Here is a 16,046-nt window from a genome sequence, read left to right on the forward strand (position 1 = left end):
CCCTTCACAAGGGTGGCCCCGGGCAGGCGCGTTCGGCGCGCGGTGGGTTCAGCCGGTGGCCACGGAGGTGGACTGGACGGATTCCTGGATGCGGGCAGCGCCCATCGCAATGACAGCCATCGGTCGACACCTCCTCGTCCCACTCGCTCGTGCGCACACCACCTCGGCGTGCCCGGAAAACGTAGCCCATCCAAGGGGCGTCACGTCAAAGCATTTTCCGTACGGCGCGTCTCCGTACGACGGTTTGCCCTACGACGGTTTTCCGTACGCCGGTTTCCCGTACGACGCGCTCAGCCCGCCGTGCAGGCCGCCCCGTTGAGCGTGAAACCGTACGGTGACCGGTTTCTGCCCTGCCAGGTGCCGATGAACCCCAGGGACAGCGTGCCGTGCGCGGCGACGGTCTTGTTGTAGTCGGCGGCGGTGGCGGTGACCCGGGAGCCGCTCTGGTGGACGGTGGCGTCCCACATCTGGCCGACCTGCTGGCCGTCGCGAAAGGCCCAGGACAGGCTCCAGCCGTCGAGGGGCCGGTCGGTGGTGATGGTGACGGCGGCCTGGAAGCCGTTGGGCCACTGGTCGACCAGGCGGTAGTCGACCCGGCAGCCGGCCGCGGGGGCGCTGGAGCGGACGGGGTCGGGAGTGTGCGCCGCCGAGGAGGTGCTTCCCTGGGGTTCGGGGTCGGACTGCCGCCTGCGGCCGGAGTGGGCCGTGGTCGGCGTCGCAGAGGGTGTGCCGGCGGGTGCCGACGGCGAGCCGGGCGGGGCGGTGGTCCGGGAGACGCTGGGGTCGGCGACCGGCTGCCGGTCGTCGCGGGCGGCGGCGCCGGCGTCGCCGGAGCCGCCGAACGGCATCAGCGACACGCCGAGCGCCAGCGCCGAGAGCAGCACGGCGGCGGCGAGCAGGCCACCGCGCAGGGCCCGGCTGCGGCCGGCGCCCTCCTCCGGATCTCCCGCGGCGTCGGCACGGGCGGGGCGGCCCGCGCCGAGGCGGACCTCGGCGGCGCGGCGGCGGCGTTCCAGGTAGGCGAGGCCGCCCCAGCCGATGACCCCGCCGGCCAGCGCGGCGGGCAGCCCACCGCCGTGCAGGCGCAGGCACGCGGCGGCCTCGGCACAGCGCACACAGGTCGCGAGGTGCCGGGAGAGGTCATCGGGGGTGTCGGCGGCGGGCGAGCGGGTGACCGCGTCCAGCAGGCGGGCGTAGGAGCGGCACCGCGCGTCCATCGGAGTGTCGAGGTGGGCGCGGTGGCAGCGGTCCCGGAACAGGGTGCGCACCTGGTCGAGTTCGTCGGCGACGGTGGCCGGGTCCAGGCCGAGCCGGCGGGCGACGGTGGGCAGCGGCAGCGCCTCGACCTCGGCCAGCCACAGCAGCGAGGCGTCGGCCTCCTGCATGTCCCGCAGGCCGCGCAGCGCGACCGGGCGCTGGAGCGGCGGGCCGGCGTAGCGGGCGGCCTTGGCGGAGTTGAGCCACAGCCTGAGGTCGGGGTCGAGCCTGTGGCCCTGTCCGTCGGCCTCCCAGGCGGCGGCGCTGTCGCGTACGGCGGTGAGCAGCGCCGGGATGGTGGGCAGCCGGGCGGTGCGGCGGCCCGCGCCGCGCACATGGGTGCTCTCGGCGGCGCGGATCTCGCGCATGCCGAGCGTGAAGGCCTCGGTCGCCAGTTGATGGGCCGTCAGGGACCCGGAGGTGCACAGGTCCGCGTAACTGAGCACCGCGTCCCAGCCCTCCGAGAACAGCGCGGACTCGGTGGCGTCCTTGGGGGTCGGCAGGTCGGGCATGGAACTCCTGCATCCACGAGCGAGGGCAACTCACCACAGAGGGAAGGGAGTTGCGGGGAACCTCGCGGCAGGACACAGAGCCTTTCACGTCCCTGACACAACTGACAAGCGGCCTGTTCACATCCGGTTACCGACGGTGGCGGGGCGGATGCGCGACGCGGGTGATCCCACAACTCCGGCCTCCAGTACGGACGCGGGCGCCGTTTCGCTCAACCTTCCGCCGGACCGGCTCGACCCCCCGCCGGACCGGCTCGACCCTCCGCCGGCCCGGTTGGACCCTCCGCCTGTCCGGTGCGCGGCATCACACCTCGGCCGGCGCCTCCGTGGCGTCCGCCGCCGCGTCGTCCGCGGGCAGGCTGTCCATGAAGGAGCTGACGGAGAAGACCGCGCGGCCGGGTCCGGGCGGGCCGTAGCCGGGCGGGGAGGACAGCCCGAAGTCCTCCATCGTCTGCCGGTAGGCCTGCAGCAGCCGGATGTGGTACTCCAGCGGCGCGCCCTGCGGGTTGGCCTTGCCGAGCGGGGTGGTGGGCTCCGGGCACCAGGTGGTGAAGCGGGGCGTGATGCCGTGCGACATGAAGAAGCGCAGGCCCTCGGTGGTGGAGGCGATGGCCTCGTCGACGGTGGTGAAGCCGAAGGGCTCGGCCATCTCCACGCCCGCCACGAAGTTGGGGATCACATTGCGCGCGCCGAACACGTCGGCGGAGTCCAGGATCCGCTTGTGCCACTCGTCACGGCCGACGTAGCGCTCCTTGCCGGGGCAGTACAGCTCGAAGAGACGGCGGTCCCACACCTCGAAGTTGGGGTGGTAGATCTGCACGCCGTAGTCCTTGAACCGCTGCACGTCGGCCTTGGGCAGTGCCTGGGCGACGACCTTGCCGATCCAGCGGCCCGGGAAGCGTTCCTCGATGGCCTTGGCGTAGTGGCCGTAGAAGTCGGCCTCGTCGCGCCCGGCAACCGTTTTCGTGATGGCGCCGCCGGTCAGCGTGTAGGCGGTGGAGGCCTTCTGGGTGTCGTACCGGTCGATGATCTCGAGGGCCTCCAGCACCTCCTCGACGTCCTTCACGCCGGTGTACGGCCGCCCGGCCGCCTTGTGCTGGCGCCAGTTGTGGTTGATGTCGCAGTACTGGCACTCCTCCTTGGCGCCGAAGTACTGGCAGACCCGGAAAACGGTGAGATAGATCAGGTAACCCCACTGGATGGTCGGGGCCACCTCCATCACGGACTTGCCGTTGGAGAGGGTGTGCTTGTAGTACTCCGGCATCGGCGGCACACCGACGTCCGCGATCCGCTTCCCGTCGAGGTAGAGCCCGAGCATCCCCTCGTCGTCGGCGGCCACCCGGTACGGCGAGGCGGGGTTCACCCGTACGGAGACGACGGTACGGCGCAGGTCGTACGGTCCCCCGGTGAGGATGATCTCCTCCGGCGGGCGCCGCAGCGCGGCCTCGCCGAGTTCGGGCAGGGTGCCGTGGTCGAAGGAGAAGATGAAGTACGACTTGGGCTTGACCTCGCCGCTCTCGTTGTCGCTGAGGGCGGACGGGTCGAAGGCGACGCCGCCGCGGAGCAGGTCCTCCTTGAAGACGGCTTCCCGTGGTACGTGCGGGAACCGCTCCATCAGATCCTCGACCAGCGCGGTACGACTGCCCATCCGTCTGTCTCCTCCCGGTTCAGGCGTACGGCTTACACCGTATGCCCCCGCCCGTGGCTCAGCCGTGCCGGGTCCCCGCGCGGCGGGCGATGTGGTCCGGTACGGCGGTCCGGGCCGGCAGTGCCGGGTCGGGCTCCGGGGCGCCCCAGAGCGTGGTCAGCGGCAGGACGCCGGCCCACAGCCCGAGGGCGGCGTCGGGGCCGTCGCCGTCGTCGGGGGCGCCGGTGCGGATCTTGACGGAGGCCTCCTGGAGGGACAGGGCGAGCAGGGTGGTGGCGGCCAGTTCCCTGCGGTTGGGGCGGCGGGCGTACGACCACTGGCCGGGCGCGGAGTGCTCGGTGAGCCGGCGCAGGCCCTCGAGCTTCTCCTCGGGGTCGGTGACCTTGCGGGCGGTGCCGTGGATCATGGCGCTGCGGTAGTTGACGCCGTGCTCGAAGACCGACCGGGCGAGCACGAGCCCGTCCACGTGCGTCACGGTCACGCACACGGGGGTGTCGCCGCCGGCGAGGCTGCGGCTGGCCACGGACCCGTGCAGATACAGCCACCGCTCGTCCCGCCCGTACACTGTGGGCACGACCACCGGCCGCCCCTCGACCAGCACGCCGAGATGACAGACGAAGGCGGCGTCGAGGATCTCCTCCAGCTCCGCCCGTTCCAGGCTGCCCTGCTCGCGCAGCCTGCGGTGCCGGGTGCGGTCGGTGACGGGCAGGCGGGCGGGAAGCGGTTCCTGAGTCATACAGCCGAAGGTACCGATATCGCATCCGTAGGGCGAGTGAGATTTCAGAAACGTCAATCAATAGCGATTACCGCAACGAAATCCGTAGCAAGTCTCCCTCCCGCACCATTCCGGATGAGAGGGTCGGCGCACACGCACTCTCCGGGAGGGACGCAACTGTGGCAGGGACGGCCGAGACCGCCGGGACGGTCACCAACTGGGCGCGCACCATCACCTACACCGCGCGGGAGTTCCACCGGCCACGCACGCTCGACGCGCTCGCAGCGCTGGTCGCGCGCAGTGCGCGGGTCCGGGTGCTGGGCAGCGGGCACTCCTTCAACCGGATCGCCGACCCGGGCGCGGACGGTGTCCTGCTGTCCACGGTCGGTCTGCCGCCGGTGATCGAGGTCGACACGGCCGCGCGCACGGTCCGGGTCGCGGGCGGGGTCCGTTACGCCGAACTGGCCGGCGCCGTCCACGCGCACGGCCTCGCCCTGCCGAACATGGCGTCCCTGCCGCACATCTCGGTGGCCGGTTCGGTGGCGACCGGCACCCATGGATCGGGGGTGGGCAACGGGCCGCTCGCCTCGGCCGTACGGGAGGTGGAGCTGGTCGTCGCGGACGGCTCGACGGTGACGATCGGCCGGGGCGACCCGCGCTTCGACGGTGCCGTGACCTCGCTCGGCGCGCTCGGCGTCGTCACCGCGCTCACCCTCGACCTGGAGCCGGCGTACGAGGTCGAGCAGCACGTGTTCACCGAACTGCCGCTGGAGGGGCTGGACTTCGCCGCCGTTGCCGCCGCCGGATACAGCGTGAGCCTGTTCACCGACTGGCGGGAGCCGGGTTTCCGGCAGGTGTGGGTCAAGCGGCGCACGGACCAGCCCGCGGTGGACTTCCCGTGGGCGGCGCCCGCGCGGGTGCCGCTGCACCCGGTGCCGGGCATGCCCGCGGGCAACTGCACCGAGCAGCTGGGTGTGCCGGGGCCGTGGCACGAGCGACTGCCGCACTTCCGGGCGGAGTTCACGCCGAGCAGCGGGGAGGAGATCCAGTCGGAGTATCTGCTGCCGCGGACGGCGGCGGTGGAGGCGCTGCAGCGGATCGACGCCCTGCGGCCGGTGGTCGCCGGTGTCCTGCAGACCTGCGAGGTACGGACGGTCGCCGCCGACACGCAGTGGCTCAGCCCCGCCCACGCGCGGAACTCGGTCGCCCTGCACTTCACCTGGGTGCGGAACGAGGCGGCCGTCCTTCCGGTGGTGCGCCGGCTGGAGGAGGCGCTGGTCCGGTTCGACCCGAGGCCGCACTGGGGGAAGGTGTACGAGGTCCCGCCGGCAGTGGTCCGTCGGCGGTACACACGCGTCGACGAATTCCGCGGCCTCGCCCGCTCCCTGGATCCGGAGGGGAAGTTCACCAACGCCTTCGTGCGGGAGCTCCTGGCCGGCTGACGGCCACCTCGCGCGCCCCCACGGCGGACTTTCTTCAGCCCCTTTCCTAACCCCTTGTCGAAACTCCCTCCCAGCCCATAGCCTGGCGCTCGCTCCGGTGCCGGAGCCGCCCGGCCCGGTCCGGCTGGACGCCGATGGGAGGGGCCGCCGCGTTGAAGCGCACATCACGTGACATCCGCACCGCGAACCGCTACGAGGTGCTGCGCCAGATCATCGCCGAGTCTCCCACCTCCCGGCAGGAGCTGGCCGCCGCCACCGGACTGAGCCTGGCCACGGTCGCCACGCTGGTCGGCGAACTGCTCGACCTCCGCATGATCACCGAGGTGGGGTTCGAGGACTCGGCCGGCGGCCGCCCCCGGGGCCTGGTCGCCGTCAACGCGTCGGGGGGCGCGTTGATCGGCGTCGACATCGCGGAGACGTACGTCCATGTCGAGCTGTTCGACCTGGCGCTGAACGTGCTGGCCCGCGCCGACGAGGACATGCGGCCCGGCGAGAGCCGCCCGGAGCAGGTGGTCGGCCATGTGGCCGCGGCCGTCGGCTCGGTGGTGGCACAGGCCGGGGTCGAGGCGGCCCGGGTGCTCGGCGTCGGGGTGAGCGTGCCGGGCCAGGTGGACCGGGACACCGGCGTCGCCGAGTACGCGCCCAACTTCGACTGGCACGACGTACCCCTGCTCGACCTGCTCGCCGAGCACATCGCCTACCCCCTGTACCTGGACAACCCGCTGCGCGCCTGCGCGGTGGCCGAGCTGTGGTTCGGGGCCGCGCGGGGCCGCGGGGACGCGGTCGTGGTCAACCTGGGCACGGGGGTCGGCGCCGGTCTCGCCCTCGGCGGCGGACTGCACCGGGGGGTGAGCAACAGCGCCGGCGAGTGGGGCCACACCACGCTCGTGTTGGACGGGCGGCTGTGCCACTGCGGCAATCACGGCTGCGTGGAGACGTACGTCGGCGCGCCCGGCATCATGCAGAACCTGCGCGAGCTGGACCCGCGCTCGTCCCTGCTGCACCCCGAGGACCAGACGGCCAGCATCGACGCGCTGGCCCGCGCGGTGGCCGCGGGCGACCCGGTGGCCGTCAAGGTGGTCCGGGACACCGCCCGTTACCTGGGCGCCGGCGTCTCCGACCTGATCAACCTGCTCAACCCCGAGGTGGTCGTGCTCAGCAGCTGGGTCGCCGCCCGGCTGGGCGAGCCGCTGCTCGACGAGGTCCGTCAGGCCGTCGCCCGGCACGCGCTGCGCCGACCGCTGGCCGCCACCGAGATCGTCCTCTCCCCGATCCCCACCGACCCGGTGTCCCTGGGCGCGGCCACGTTCGCGCTCGAAGGGGCGCTGCAGTCCGTCGGGCAGAGGCCTGGAAAGCGCAGCAACGCAAGGAGCCGTACCGCACCGCCTTCATGACGACGGAAGGGATGCACGTGCCTCACCCCCGCACCAGGAGATCTCCCTGCTGCTCACGGCCTGCGCCGCACTGGCTGTCACCGGAGCCCTCCTCACCTCACCGCCCGCGAGTGCCGACGCCGCCCCGGCCGCCGCAGAGGTCTCCCCGCACGCCGCCCGGACCATCGACAGCATCGGCGCGTCCGGCGCCTGGTGGGTCAACGACCTCCAGCACTTCGATCCCGAGGTCCAGGCCGGGGTCGCCCAACTCCTCTTCTCGCGGCAGGGGTTGGCACTGAGCTCGTACCGCTGCGACATCGGCGGCGGTGGTGTCGCGGTCACCACCCCGGCCCGCGGCGCCGAGGACTTCCGTCGCTCCTGCCTGACCGAGGGCTGCTGGCCACTCCCCTGACCCGGCGGCCCTCAATTCCCTTGTCCCGCCCACCCGTTCAGGATCCCGAACCAGAAACAACGCTTCGAACAGACTTCGTCCAACCCCTTGCCGAAGACTTAGCCGAAGGTTAACGTCCCGCCAGCCCAGCAGCACCCGCGCCTCGACAGACAAGGACGTCACCATGTCGGCACAGAGCAACAGCACCTGGGACCGCCGTTCGATACTCCGGGCCGCCGCCGGTCTGGCCGTCGCCGCCCCGCTCGCCGCGTGCGGCAGCAACAACGGGCGTGGCGGGAGCGGTTCGGGCAAGCAGCTCACCCAGATGTTCCACGCCTACGGCGAACCGGGCGTGGAGCAGGCGGTCAAGCGGTACGCCGCCGCGTACAAGAAGGCGAACGTGACCACGCAGTGGATCACCAGCGCCGACTACGAGAGCAAGCTGTTCGCCACGCTGCTCACCAAGAACGCGCCCGACGTGTTCGAGTTCCACCCGCAGATCCAGCTCGTCAAGAGCGGTCAGGTGGCGGACCTGAGCGACATCGTCGACCCGGTCAAGGACGACTTCAACGCGGCCGACATCAAGTCGCACACGGTCGACGGGAAGGTCTACGGCGTCCGGATGATCGACGACCCGCAGTTCTTCTTCTACCGGCCCTCGCTCTTCGAGAAGGCCGGCGTCAAGGTTCCCGAGACCCTCGACGAGCTGATCGAGGCCGCCGCCAAGCTCACCACCGGCAAGACGAAGGGCGTCTACCTCGGCAACGACCTGCACTCGATCATCAACCCGCTGATCTGGTCCGCCGGCGCCGACACCCTCGACGACAAGAACCGGATCGCCTACCACACGCCCGGTGTCGTCGAGGGCCTGAAGAAGCTGCGCACGCTCTTCACCAGCGGCCACCTCCTCCTCGGCGCCCCGACGGACTTCTGGGACCCCTCCTCGCTCAGCCAGGGCCTGTGCGCCATCCAGTTCTGCGGCATGTGGGCCATGCCGCAGTTCCAGAAGGCGCTCGGCGACGACCTCGGGATCTTCCCCTTCCCGAAGACCGTCGACTCCGGCAAGCCCTCGGTCTACAACGGCGGCTGGTCGATGTTCGTCAACGCCAAGGGCGGCGACGTCGACGCGGCCAAGGAGTACGTGAAGTGGCTGTGGATCGACCAGAAGCAGTACCAGGAGGACTTCTCGACCTCGTACGGCTTCCACATCCCGCCGCGCTCCTCGATCGCCGCCTCGGCCACCACGCTCAAGTCCGGTCTGCCCGCACAGGGCGTCAAGCTCTTCAACGACTACGGGCACTTCGACAACATCGGCTGGACCCAGGCGATGATCCAGGCGACGTGGGACCTCCTCGCCAACTGCGTCCGCAAGGACGGTGACCCGGAGCAGGCCCTGGACGAGTGCGACAAGACGGTGGGCCGAGAGCTGAAGAAGCTGTTCGGATAGGCCGGCGGACGGACCACGACATGTCGACGACGACCAAGCCCGCCCTCGCGGGCCCCGCCCCGGCGAAGGCCCGACCGGCCCGGACCTGGCGGGGTCTGCGGGGCAGCCGCACCTTCAACTTCTGGCTCTTCATCAGCCCCTTCCTCCTCGGGCTGGTGTTCTTCATCTACGTGCCGATCGTCTGGAGCGTCTACCTCAGCTTCTTCGACGCACGCTTCACGGTCACACCGTCGAAGTTCATCGGTTTCGACAACTACGCGTACATGCTGACGGACCCCAAGTTCGTCCACTCGCTCGGCACGTTCACCGTCTTCGCCGCGTTCATCGTGCCGACCACCTGGGCGGTGTCACTGGGCCTCGCGCTGCTGGTGAACCGGCTCAGGTTCATGCGGGCGTTCTTCCGGTCCGTGTTCTTCCTGCCGACCGCGTGCTCCTACGTCGCCGCGTCGCTGATCTGGAAGATGTCCCTCTTCAGCGGCGTGCGCTTCGGCCTGATGAACACCGTCCTCGGCTGGTTCGGGATCGACAACATCGCCTGGCTGGCGAGCCCCAGTCCGCCCTGGTACTGGCTGGTCATCGTCACGGCACGGCTGTGGCTGCAGTCCGGTTTCTACATGATTCTCTTCCTCGCCGCGCTGCAGAACATCCCGGCCGAGCTGTACGAGGCCGCCGCCATCGACGGCGCCAAGCCGGGCTGGCAGACCTTCCGGCACATCACGCTGCCCCAACTGCGGGCCACCTCGACCGCGGTGATCCTGCTGCTGCTCATCGCCGCGTACCAGGCCTTCGACGAGTTCTACAACCTGCTCGACAAGACGACCTGGGGCCGCCCGCCGCTGGTCGAGCTGTACTACACCGCCCTGGGCACGGAACAGGACTACGGCGCCGGCAGCGCGGGAGCCGTCATCCTGACCGCGCTGATCGTCCTCGTGACCCTGTTCCAGGGCAAGATCATGGGCTTCGGAAGGGGTGAGGACGCCAAGTGACCGCCAAACGCAGGGGCGGGGTGATGGGCAACACCGGCCTCTGGATCGCCACCGGTGTCGCCGCCTTCCTCTTCCTGATCCCGTTCTACGTGCTGCTGCGCAACGCCCTGTCCACCGACGCGGCGATCACCGGAGAGCACTGGGAGTTCTTCCCCACGCACCTGCAGTGGGGCAACATCGGCGAGCTCTTCGACGACCAGGCGGTGCCGTTCGCCCGGGCCCTGCTGAACTCCACGATCGTCGCCGTCTCCATGACCGTCGGCATCCTGCTGGTGTGCTCGCTCGCCGGCTACGCCCTGGCCCGCATCCCGTACCGCCACGCCAACAAGATCTTCTACGTCGTCCTCGGCACCCTGATGGTCCCGACCTCGGTGACCTTCGTCCCGAGCTTCGTGCTGGTGTCGTCACTCGGCTGGGTGGACACCTACCGGGGCCTGATCGTCCCGGGTCTGTTCAGCGGTTTCACCTGCTTTCTGTTCCGGCAGTACTTCCTCGGGTTCCCCAAGGAGCTGGAGGAGGCGGCACGGGTGGACGGGCTCGGTCACTGGGGCGCGTACTGGCGGGTCGTCGTACCCAACTCGCTGAACTTCTTCGCCGCGATCGCCACGATCACCTTCATCAACGGCTGGAACGCCTTCCTGTGGCCGCTGGTCATCGGGCAGGACCCGAGCTCGTGGACCGTCCAGGTCGCGCTCTCGTCGTACATCACCAACCAGACCGTCGTCTTCCACGAGATCTTCTTGGCAACCGCCATTTCCATCCTGCCCCTGCTGTTCGTGTTCCTCTTCCTCCAGCGCTGGCTGGTGCAGGGGATCGCGCAGACCGGCATCAAGGGCTGAGCTAGGAGACCGATGTCTGTGAGCAAGCGCACCGTCACCGACTACGTCGAGGACGTCTCGCCGGGCTCCGGGGCGCTGCCGCCCCGCGCCTGGTACGCGTCCTCCGACGCCGCCTCTCTCTCACTGAACGGCAGCTGGCGCTTCCGGCTGTCGCCGACGGCCGACGCCGAGGACGACTCCTTCGCCGAGGAGGGATACGACGCCGGTGACTGGGCGGAGATCCCGGTCCCCGGCCACTGGGTCCTGCAGGGGCACGGCTCCCCGATCTACACCAACCACCTCTACCCGTTCCCGGTCGACCCGCCGCGGGTACCGACGGAGAACCCGACCGGCGACCATCTGCGGGTCTTCGACCTGCCACAGGACTGGCCGGACGGCACGGCCGGGGGCGCCGTGCTCCGCTTCGACGGGGTGGAGTCCTGTGCACGGGTGTGGCTGAACGGCACGGACCTCGGCGAGTTCAAGGGCTCCCGGCTGCCCCACGAGTTCGCCGTCGGCCATCTGCTGCGGCCCGAGGGCAATGTCCTGGCCGTCCGGGTCCACCAGTGGTCGGCCGGCTCCTACCTGGAGGACCAGGACCAGTGGTGGCTGCCGGGCATCTTCCGGGACGTCACCCTGCTGCACCGCCCGGCGGGCGCCGCCCTCGACTTCTTCGTGCACGCCTCCTACGACCACCGCGCCGGCACCGGAACCCTGCGCGTCGACTCCGACGTGGACGGGCGGGTAACCGTTTCCGAGCTCGGTGTCGACATCGCGACCGGCGAGAGCGTGACCGTGCCGGTCGAGCCGTGGTCGGCGGAGACCCCGAGGCTGTACGAGGGCACGCTGGCCACCGAGGGCGAGCGGGTGCCGCTGCGCATCGGTTTCCGCACCGTCGAACTGGCGGACGGCCTGATCAAGGTCAACGGCAGGCCGGTCCTCTTCAAGGGCGTCAACCGGCACGAGTGGCACCCCGAGAAGGGCCGCGCGCTGGACCTCGCCACCATGCGCGAGGACGTGCTGCTGATGAAACGGCACAACATCAACGCCGTCCGCACCTCCCACTACCCGCCGCACCCGGCCTTTCTCGACCTGTGCGACGGGTACGGGCTGTGGGTGATCGACGAGTGCGACCTGGAGACCCACGGCTTCACCGAGCAGGGCTGGCGGGACAACCCCGTGGACGACGACCGCTGGACCCCGGCCCTGCTGGACCGGGCGGCGCGCATGGTCGAACGGGACAAGAACCACCCGTCGGTCGTCGTCTGGTCCCTCGGCAACGAGGCCGGCACCGGTCGCGGCCTGACCGCGATGGCCGAGTGGATCAAGGGCCGGGACCCCTCCCGGCTGCTCCACTACGAGGGCGACCTCAACTGCCGTGACACGGACGTGTACTCACGGATGTACGCCGACCACGCCGAGGTCGAGCGGATCGGCCAGGGCCTGGACGGCGGCACCCTCAAGCGGCGCGGGCTCCCCTTCGTCCTCTGCGAGTACGCGCACGCCATGGGCAACGGCCCCGGCGGACTCGCCGACTACCAGCGGCTGTTCGAGTCGTACGACCGGCTGCAGGGCGGGTTCGTGTGGGAGTGGATCGACCACGGCGTCGCCCACCCGGAGCTGGGCCACGCCTACGGCGGCGACTTCGGCGAGGAGCTGCACGACGGCAACTTCGTCTGCGACGGCCTGCTCTTCCCGGACCGGGAGCCCTCCCCCGGACTGGTCGAGTTCAAGAAGGTGATCGAACCGGTCGGCATCACCGGCGACTTCGGCGACTTCGGCGCGGGAACGGTCCGGATCACCAACAAGCAGGACTTCGCCGGGCTGTCGGCGCTGGCGTTCTCGTGGTCGTACGAGGTCGACGGGGAGACGGTGGAGTCCGGGACGCTGTCGGTCCCGGCGCTGGCGCCCGGCGAGTCCGCCGACGTCAAGCTGCCCGCACCGCCCGCCGGGGCGCCGCCCGGCGAGGCCCTCTGGACGGTCCGGGCGGCGCTCGCCGCGGACTCCGCCTGGGCGCCGAAGGGCCATGTCGTGGCCTGGGGCCAGGTCCCGGTGTCCGAGCGCCCGGTGCCCACGGTTGCGGCGACCGCCCGGCCCGTGACCGGCGACGGGGTGATCACCCTCGGCCCCGGCACCTTCGACGCCCGCACCGGCGCCCTGACCGCCATCGGCGGCGTACCCGTCTCCGGGCTGCGCCTGGATGTGTGGCGGGCCACCACCGACAACGACGACGGTGCTCCCTGGCAGTCCGGCCTGCGCTACGGGCTGGTGTGGCGGGAGCTCGGCCTGCACCGGATGCGGCACCGGCTGGACGGGGTGGAGACCGGCGAGCACACGCTGACCGTGCGGACCCGGGTGGCGCCGGCGGCGCGGGAGCTGGGCCTGGCGACGGTATACCGCTGGACGTCGAATGGAGACCGTCTGCGGTTGACTGTATGCACCATCCCCGAGGGTGACTGGACCGTCCCCCTGCCCCGGCTCGGCATCCGCTTCGGACTGTCCGCCGCCGACCGGGTGCGGTGGTACGGCGGCGGCCCCGGCGAGGCGTACCCGGACACCAGGACGGCGGCGGCGGTCGGCCGTTGGCAGTCGACCGTGGACGGTATGCAGACTCCCTACGTCCGCCCGCAGGAGAACGGCGCCCGCATCGACGTCCGCTGGGCCGAGCTGGGCGGCCTGCGCATCGAGGGCGACCCGGCGTTCTGGCTCACCGCCCGCCGCTGGACCACGGAACAACTGGACGCCGCCACGCACCGCACCGACCTGGCACCCGGCGAGACGGTCTGGGTGAACCTGGACCACGGCCAGCACGGCATCGGCTCCCAGTCCTGCGGCCCCGGCCCCCTGCCCCCGTACCACCTGCGGGCCGAACCGGCCGAGTTCTCCTTCGTGTTCTCCACTGCCCCCGACCCGGAGCCCAGTTGACCGACATGGTCCTGAGGCCCACCGCGGCCGGCTCTTCTCCCGGCCGGCCGCGGGAGTCGGGTCAGTACGCGGGCGGGGACAGCACGGGGGTGAACGGATGACCGAGACCGCACCGGGCACGGCCACCGGTTTACCGGCGCGGCTCGCGGTACGGCTGGTCTTCGTGGTGCTCGGGGCCACGCAGGGCGGATGGATGGCCCAGATCCCGGCGATCCGGGAGGCGGCCGGCCCGGACACGGCGCGCTGGGGCCTGGTGAGCACCAGTTCGGCGGCCGGGGACGTCGTGGTGGTGCTGATCACGCTGCTGATCGGCCGGGTCGGCAGCCGTCGCCTGAGTCCGGCCGCCGCAGCGCTGGTGCTGCTCAACGCGCCGGTGCTGGCAGGTGCGTCGAGCGTCCCGGCGCTGGTGGCGGGCCTGGTGGTGTGGGGGCTGTCGGCGACCTTCCTCGCGACCCCGGTGAACGCGATCGCGGTCGCCGTGGAGCGCGCTTGGGGCCGTCCGCTGATGTCCGGCTTTCATGCCTCGTACAGCTGCGGGGTACTGGCGGGCGGCGCCCTGGGCACGCTCGCGGCGGCCGTCGGGATGCCGCCCGGCGCGCAGATGGCGGTGAGCAGCGGGGTTCTGGGCGCGCTGCTGCTGGTGCTGGGCCGCCGGCTGCCGTCCGATGTGAGCGAGCGGCCGAGGCGGGAGGAGCGGCGCCCGCTGCGGCGTCGCTTCACCTCGCAGTTGCGACTGCTCGCCGGGCTCGCGTTCCTCGGTTCGTTCGTCGAGGGCGCGGCCTCCCAGTGGAGTTCGGTGTACACGGCGGACCATCCGGCGGAGGGATCGGCGCTGGGTGCGGCGACGTACACCTGCTTTTCGGTGGCGATCTTGGCGGGCCGTCTGCTGGTGGACTCGGTGTCGCCTGTGTGCTGCCGGCCGTGATCGCCCTGGCGGGCCGGCAGCCCGGGGTGCCCGCCGGGGAGGGGGTGTCGGTGGTGACGATCGGCCAGTGGCCGGGCTTCCTGCTGGCGGGCCCGGCGGTGGGCCTGGCGGCCGGGGCGACGAGTCTCCGGGCGGCGCTGCTCGCGCTGGTGGCGGCGGGGTTGGCGGCGACGGTGCTCGCGGGTCGTGCGCGGGATCCGGCCATGGATCAATGTTGAACAGTTTTCTCAACTGCCCTTCAAATACAGATGAGTTGGCATGAACATGAGACACATGCGACCCATCAGACGACTCCTCGGCGCCCTCACCGCCGGCGCGCTCGCCCTCACCGGACTCACCTTGTCCACCGGCCCGGCGCAGGCCGACGGCTCGGGGACGTTCAGTGTGCTGACGTACAACGTGGCGGGCCTGCCGGAGGGGCTCAGCTCCAGCCATCCGGCCACCAACACCCCGCTGATCTCACCGAGACTCGCGGGGTACGACATCGTCAACGTCCAGGAGGACTTCAACTACCACGCGGCGCTGTACGCGGGCGACGACCACCCTTACCGCACGGCGACCAGCGGCGGCGCGGGCATCGGCGACGGCCTGAACACCCTGTCCCGCTATCCCTTCGAGGACTTCGAGCGGGTCAAGTGGAACGACTGCACCGGCACCAACTGCCTGACCCCCAAGGGCTTCACGCTGGCCCGGGTACGCCTGGCGGAAGGCGTTTACGTCGACTTGTACAACCTCCACCCCAACGCCGACGACACCGACGACGCCCTCGCCGCCCGCCGCGCCAACATCACCCAGCTGTCGCGGTTCATCCAGGCCAACTCGGCCGGCAACGCCGTGATCGTGATGGGTGACACCAACACCCGCTACACCCGCACCGGAGACAACATCCGCACGCTCGTCGACGACAACCACCTCACCGACGCCTGGGTGCGGCTGGTCAAGGGCGGTACGGCCCCCGCACAGGGCGCCGACCCGCTGCTGTGCCCTGCGTCCGCGCCACCGAACGACTGCGAGGTGGTGGACAAGGTGCTCTACCGCGGCAGCAACCTCGTCTCGCTCTCCGCGACCCGGTACGCCGACGAGTGGTCGAAGTTCCTCGACTCCGGCGGCGGAAACCTTTCCGATCATTTTCCGCACACCGTCGACTTCTCCTACGCGCTCAGCCCGAACCTCCGGGCGAGCGACTTCTTCGGCGGCCCGCACGGTACGGCGTTCACCGACGCCGGCGACCTCCCCGCCGCCCTCTCCCCGCGCACTCTCACCCTGCGCGGCGGCGCCCGGCTGGACGCGGTGTCCCTCACCCACGACGACGGCACGGTCCTCGACCACGGCGGCACCGGCGGTACGGCCGCCTCCCTCACCCTCGCCGCCGGGGAACACCTCACCTCGGTGAAACTGACGGGGGGACAGAAGGACGGTCACACGCGGATCTTCTCGGCCGCGTTCACGACGGACCGCGGCCGGACGCTGTCCGCCGGGACGGCGGCGGCCGACACGGCCACCTTCACCGCCCCGTCCGGCTGGCAGATCGTCGGCTTCACCGGCCGCACGGGCGACGAGATCGACAAGCTGGGCGTGCTGTACGCACCGATCGGCTGAACTGCCTGCAC

The 16,046-nt window shown here is 71.0% G+C and carries 12 protein-coding genes; 9 read left to right on the top strand and 3 right to left on the bottom strand.

Annotated features, from left to right (window positions below; all coding sequences use genetic code 11):
* Window positions 1-290: 290 nt before the first annotated feature.
* The 3 genes from FB563_RS03270 to FB563_RS03280 all read right to left on the bottom strand — a co-directional run bounded on the left by FB563_RS03270 (window position 291) and on the right by FB563_RS03280 (window position 4,150).
* On the bottom strand, window positions 291-1,769 hold the full coding sequence (locus tag FB563_RS03270; protein WP_055704445.1) for a cellulose-binding domain-containing protein: 1,479 nt from the start codon (window positions 1,767-1,769) through the stop codon (window positions 291-293).
* A gap of 301 nt (window positions 1,770-2,070) precedes the next feature.
* On the bottom strand, window positions 2,071-3,414 hold the full coding sequence (locus FB563_RS03275; RefSeq protein WP_055704444.1) for a radical SAM protein: 1,344 nt from the start codon (window positions 3,412-3,414) through the stop codon (window positions 2,071-2,073).
* A 58-nt stretch (window positions 3,415-3,472) separates the two neighbouring features.
* Window positions 3,473-4,150 carry a pyridoxamine 5'-phosphate oxidase family protein gene (locus tag FB563_RS03280; protein ID WP_055704443.1) on the bottom strand — a complete coding sequence of 226 codons (678 nt, stop codon included), beginning with the start codon at window positions 4,148-4,150 and terminating at the stop codon, window positions 3,473-3,475.
* A 158-nt stretch (window positions 4,151-4,308) separates the two neighbouring features.
* On the opposite strand from FB563_RS03280, the gene FB563_RS03285 reads away from it, so the two are divergent.
* From FB563_RS03285 to FB563_RS03330, 9 genes are all read left to right on the top strand, one after another.
* Entirely contained in the window at window positions 4,309-5,571 is a 1,263-nt protein-coding gene (locus FB563_RS03285) for an FAD-binding protein (RefSeq protein ID WP_055704442.1), read from the top strand.
* A gap of 152 nt (window positions 5,572-5,723) precedes the next feature.
* Window positions 5,724-6,965, top strand: a complete 1,242-nt coding sequence (locus FB563_RS03290) for an ROK family transcriptional regulator (protein WP_055704453.1) — start codon at window positions 5,724-5,726, stop codon at window positions 6,963-6,965.
* A 554-nt stretch (window positions 6,966-7,519) separates the two neighbouring features.
* Window positions 7,520-8,782: an ABC transporter substrate-binding protein gene (locus tag FB563_RS03300; protein ID WP_055704441.1), complete on the top strand. Its 1,263-nt coding sequence runs from the start codon at window positions 7,520-7,522 to the stop codon at window positions 8,780-8,782.
* A gap of 20 nt (window positions 8,783-8,802) precedes the next feature.
* Window positions 8,803-9,768: a carbohydrate ABC transporter permease gene (locus tag FB563_RS03305; protein WP_055704440.1), complete on the top strand. Its 966-nt coding sequence runs from the start codon at window positions 8,803-8,805 to the stop codon at window positions 9,766-9,768.
* 23 nt (window positions 9,769-9,791) lie between these two features.
* On the top strand, window positions 9,792-10,607 hold the full coding sequence (locus FB563_RS03310; protein WP_055704439.1) for a carbohydrate ABC transporter permease: 816 nt from the start codon (window positions 9,792-9,794) through the stop codon (window positions 10,605-10,607).
* 12 nt (window positions 10,608-10,619) lie between these two features.
* Window positions 10,620-13,511, top strand: coding sequence for a glycoside hydrolase family 2 TIM barrel-domain containing protein (locus FB563_RS03315; RefSeq protein ID WP_199832724.1), 2,892 nt, complete (start codon window positions 10,620-10,622; stop codon window positions 13,509-13,511).
* Between the two features lie 97 nt (window positions 13,512-13,608).
* Window positions 13,609-14,436: an MFS transporter gene (locus tag FB563_RS03320; protein WP_055704437.1), complete on the top strand. Its 828-nt coding sequence runs from the start codon at window positions 13,609-13,611 to the stop codon at window positions 14,434-14,436.
* Entirely contained in the window at window positions 14,421-14,654 is a 234-nt protein-coding gene (locus FB563_RS03325; RefSeq protein ID WP_055704436.1) for a hypothetical protein, read from the top strand. The genes FB563_RS03320 and FB563_RS03325 overlap by 16 nt, the downstream gene beginning before the upstream one ends.
* Window positions 14,655-14,718: 64 nt before the next feature.
* Window positions 14,719-16,035, top strand: a complete 1,317-nt coding sequence (locus tag FB563_RS03330) for a jacalin-like lectin (RefSeq protein WP_055704452.1) — start codon at window positions 14,719-14,721, stop codon at window positions 16,033-16,035.
* The last annotated feature ends 11 nt before the right edge of the window (window positions 16,036-16,046 follow it).

Source organism: Streptomyces puniciscabiei, from assembly GCF_006715785.1.
In the GTDB taxonomy this organism is placed as follows: Bacteria; Actinomycetota; Actinomycetes; order Streptomycetales; family Streptomycetaceae; genus Streptomyces; species Streptomyces puniciscabiei.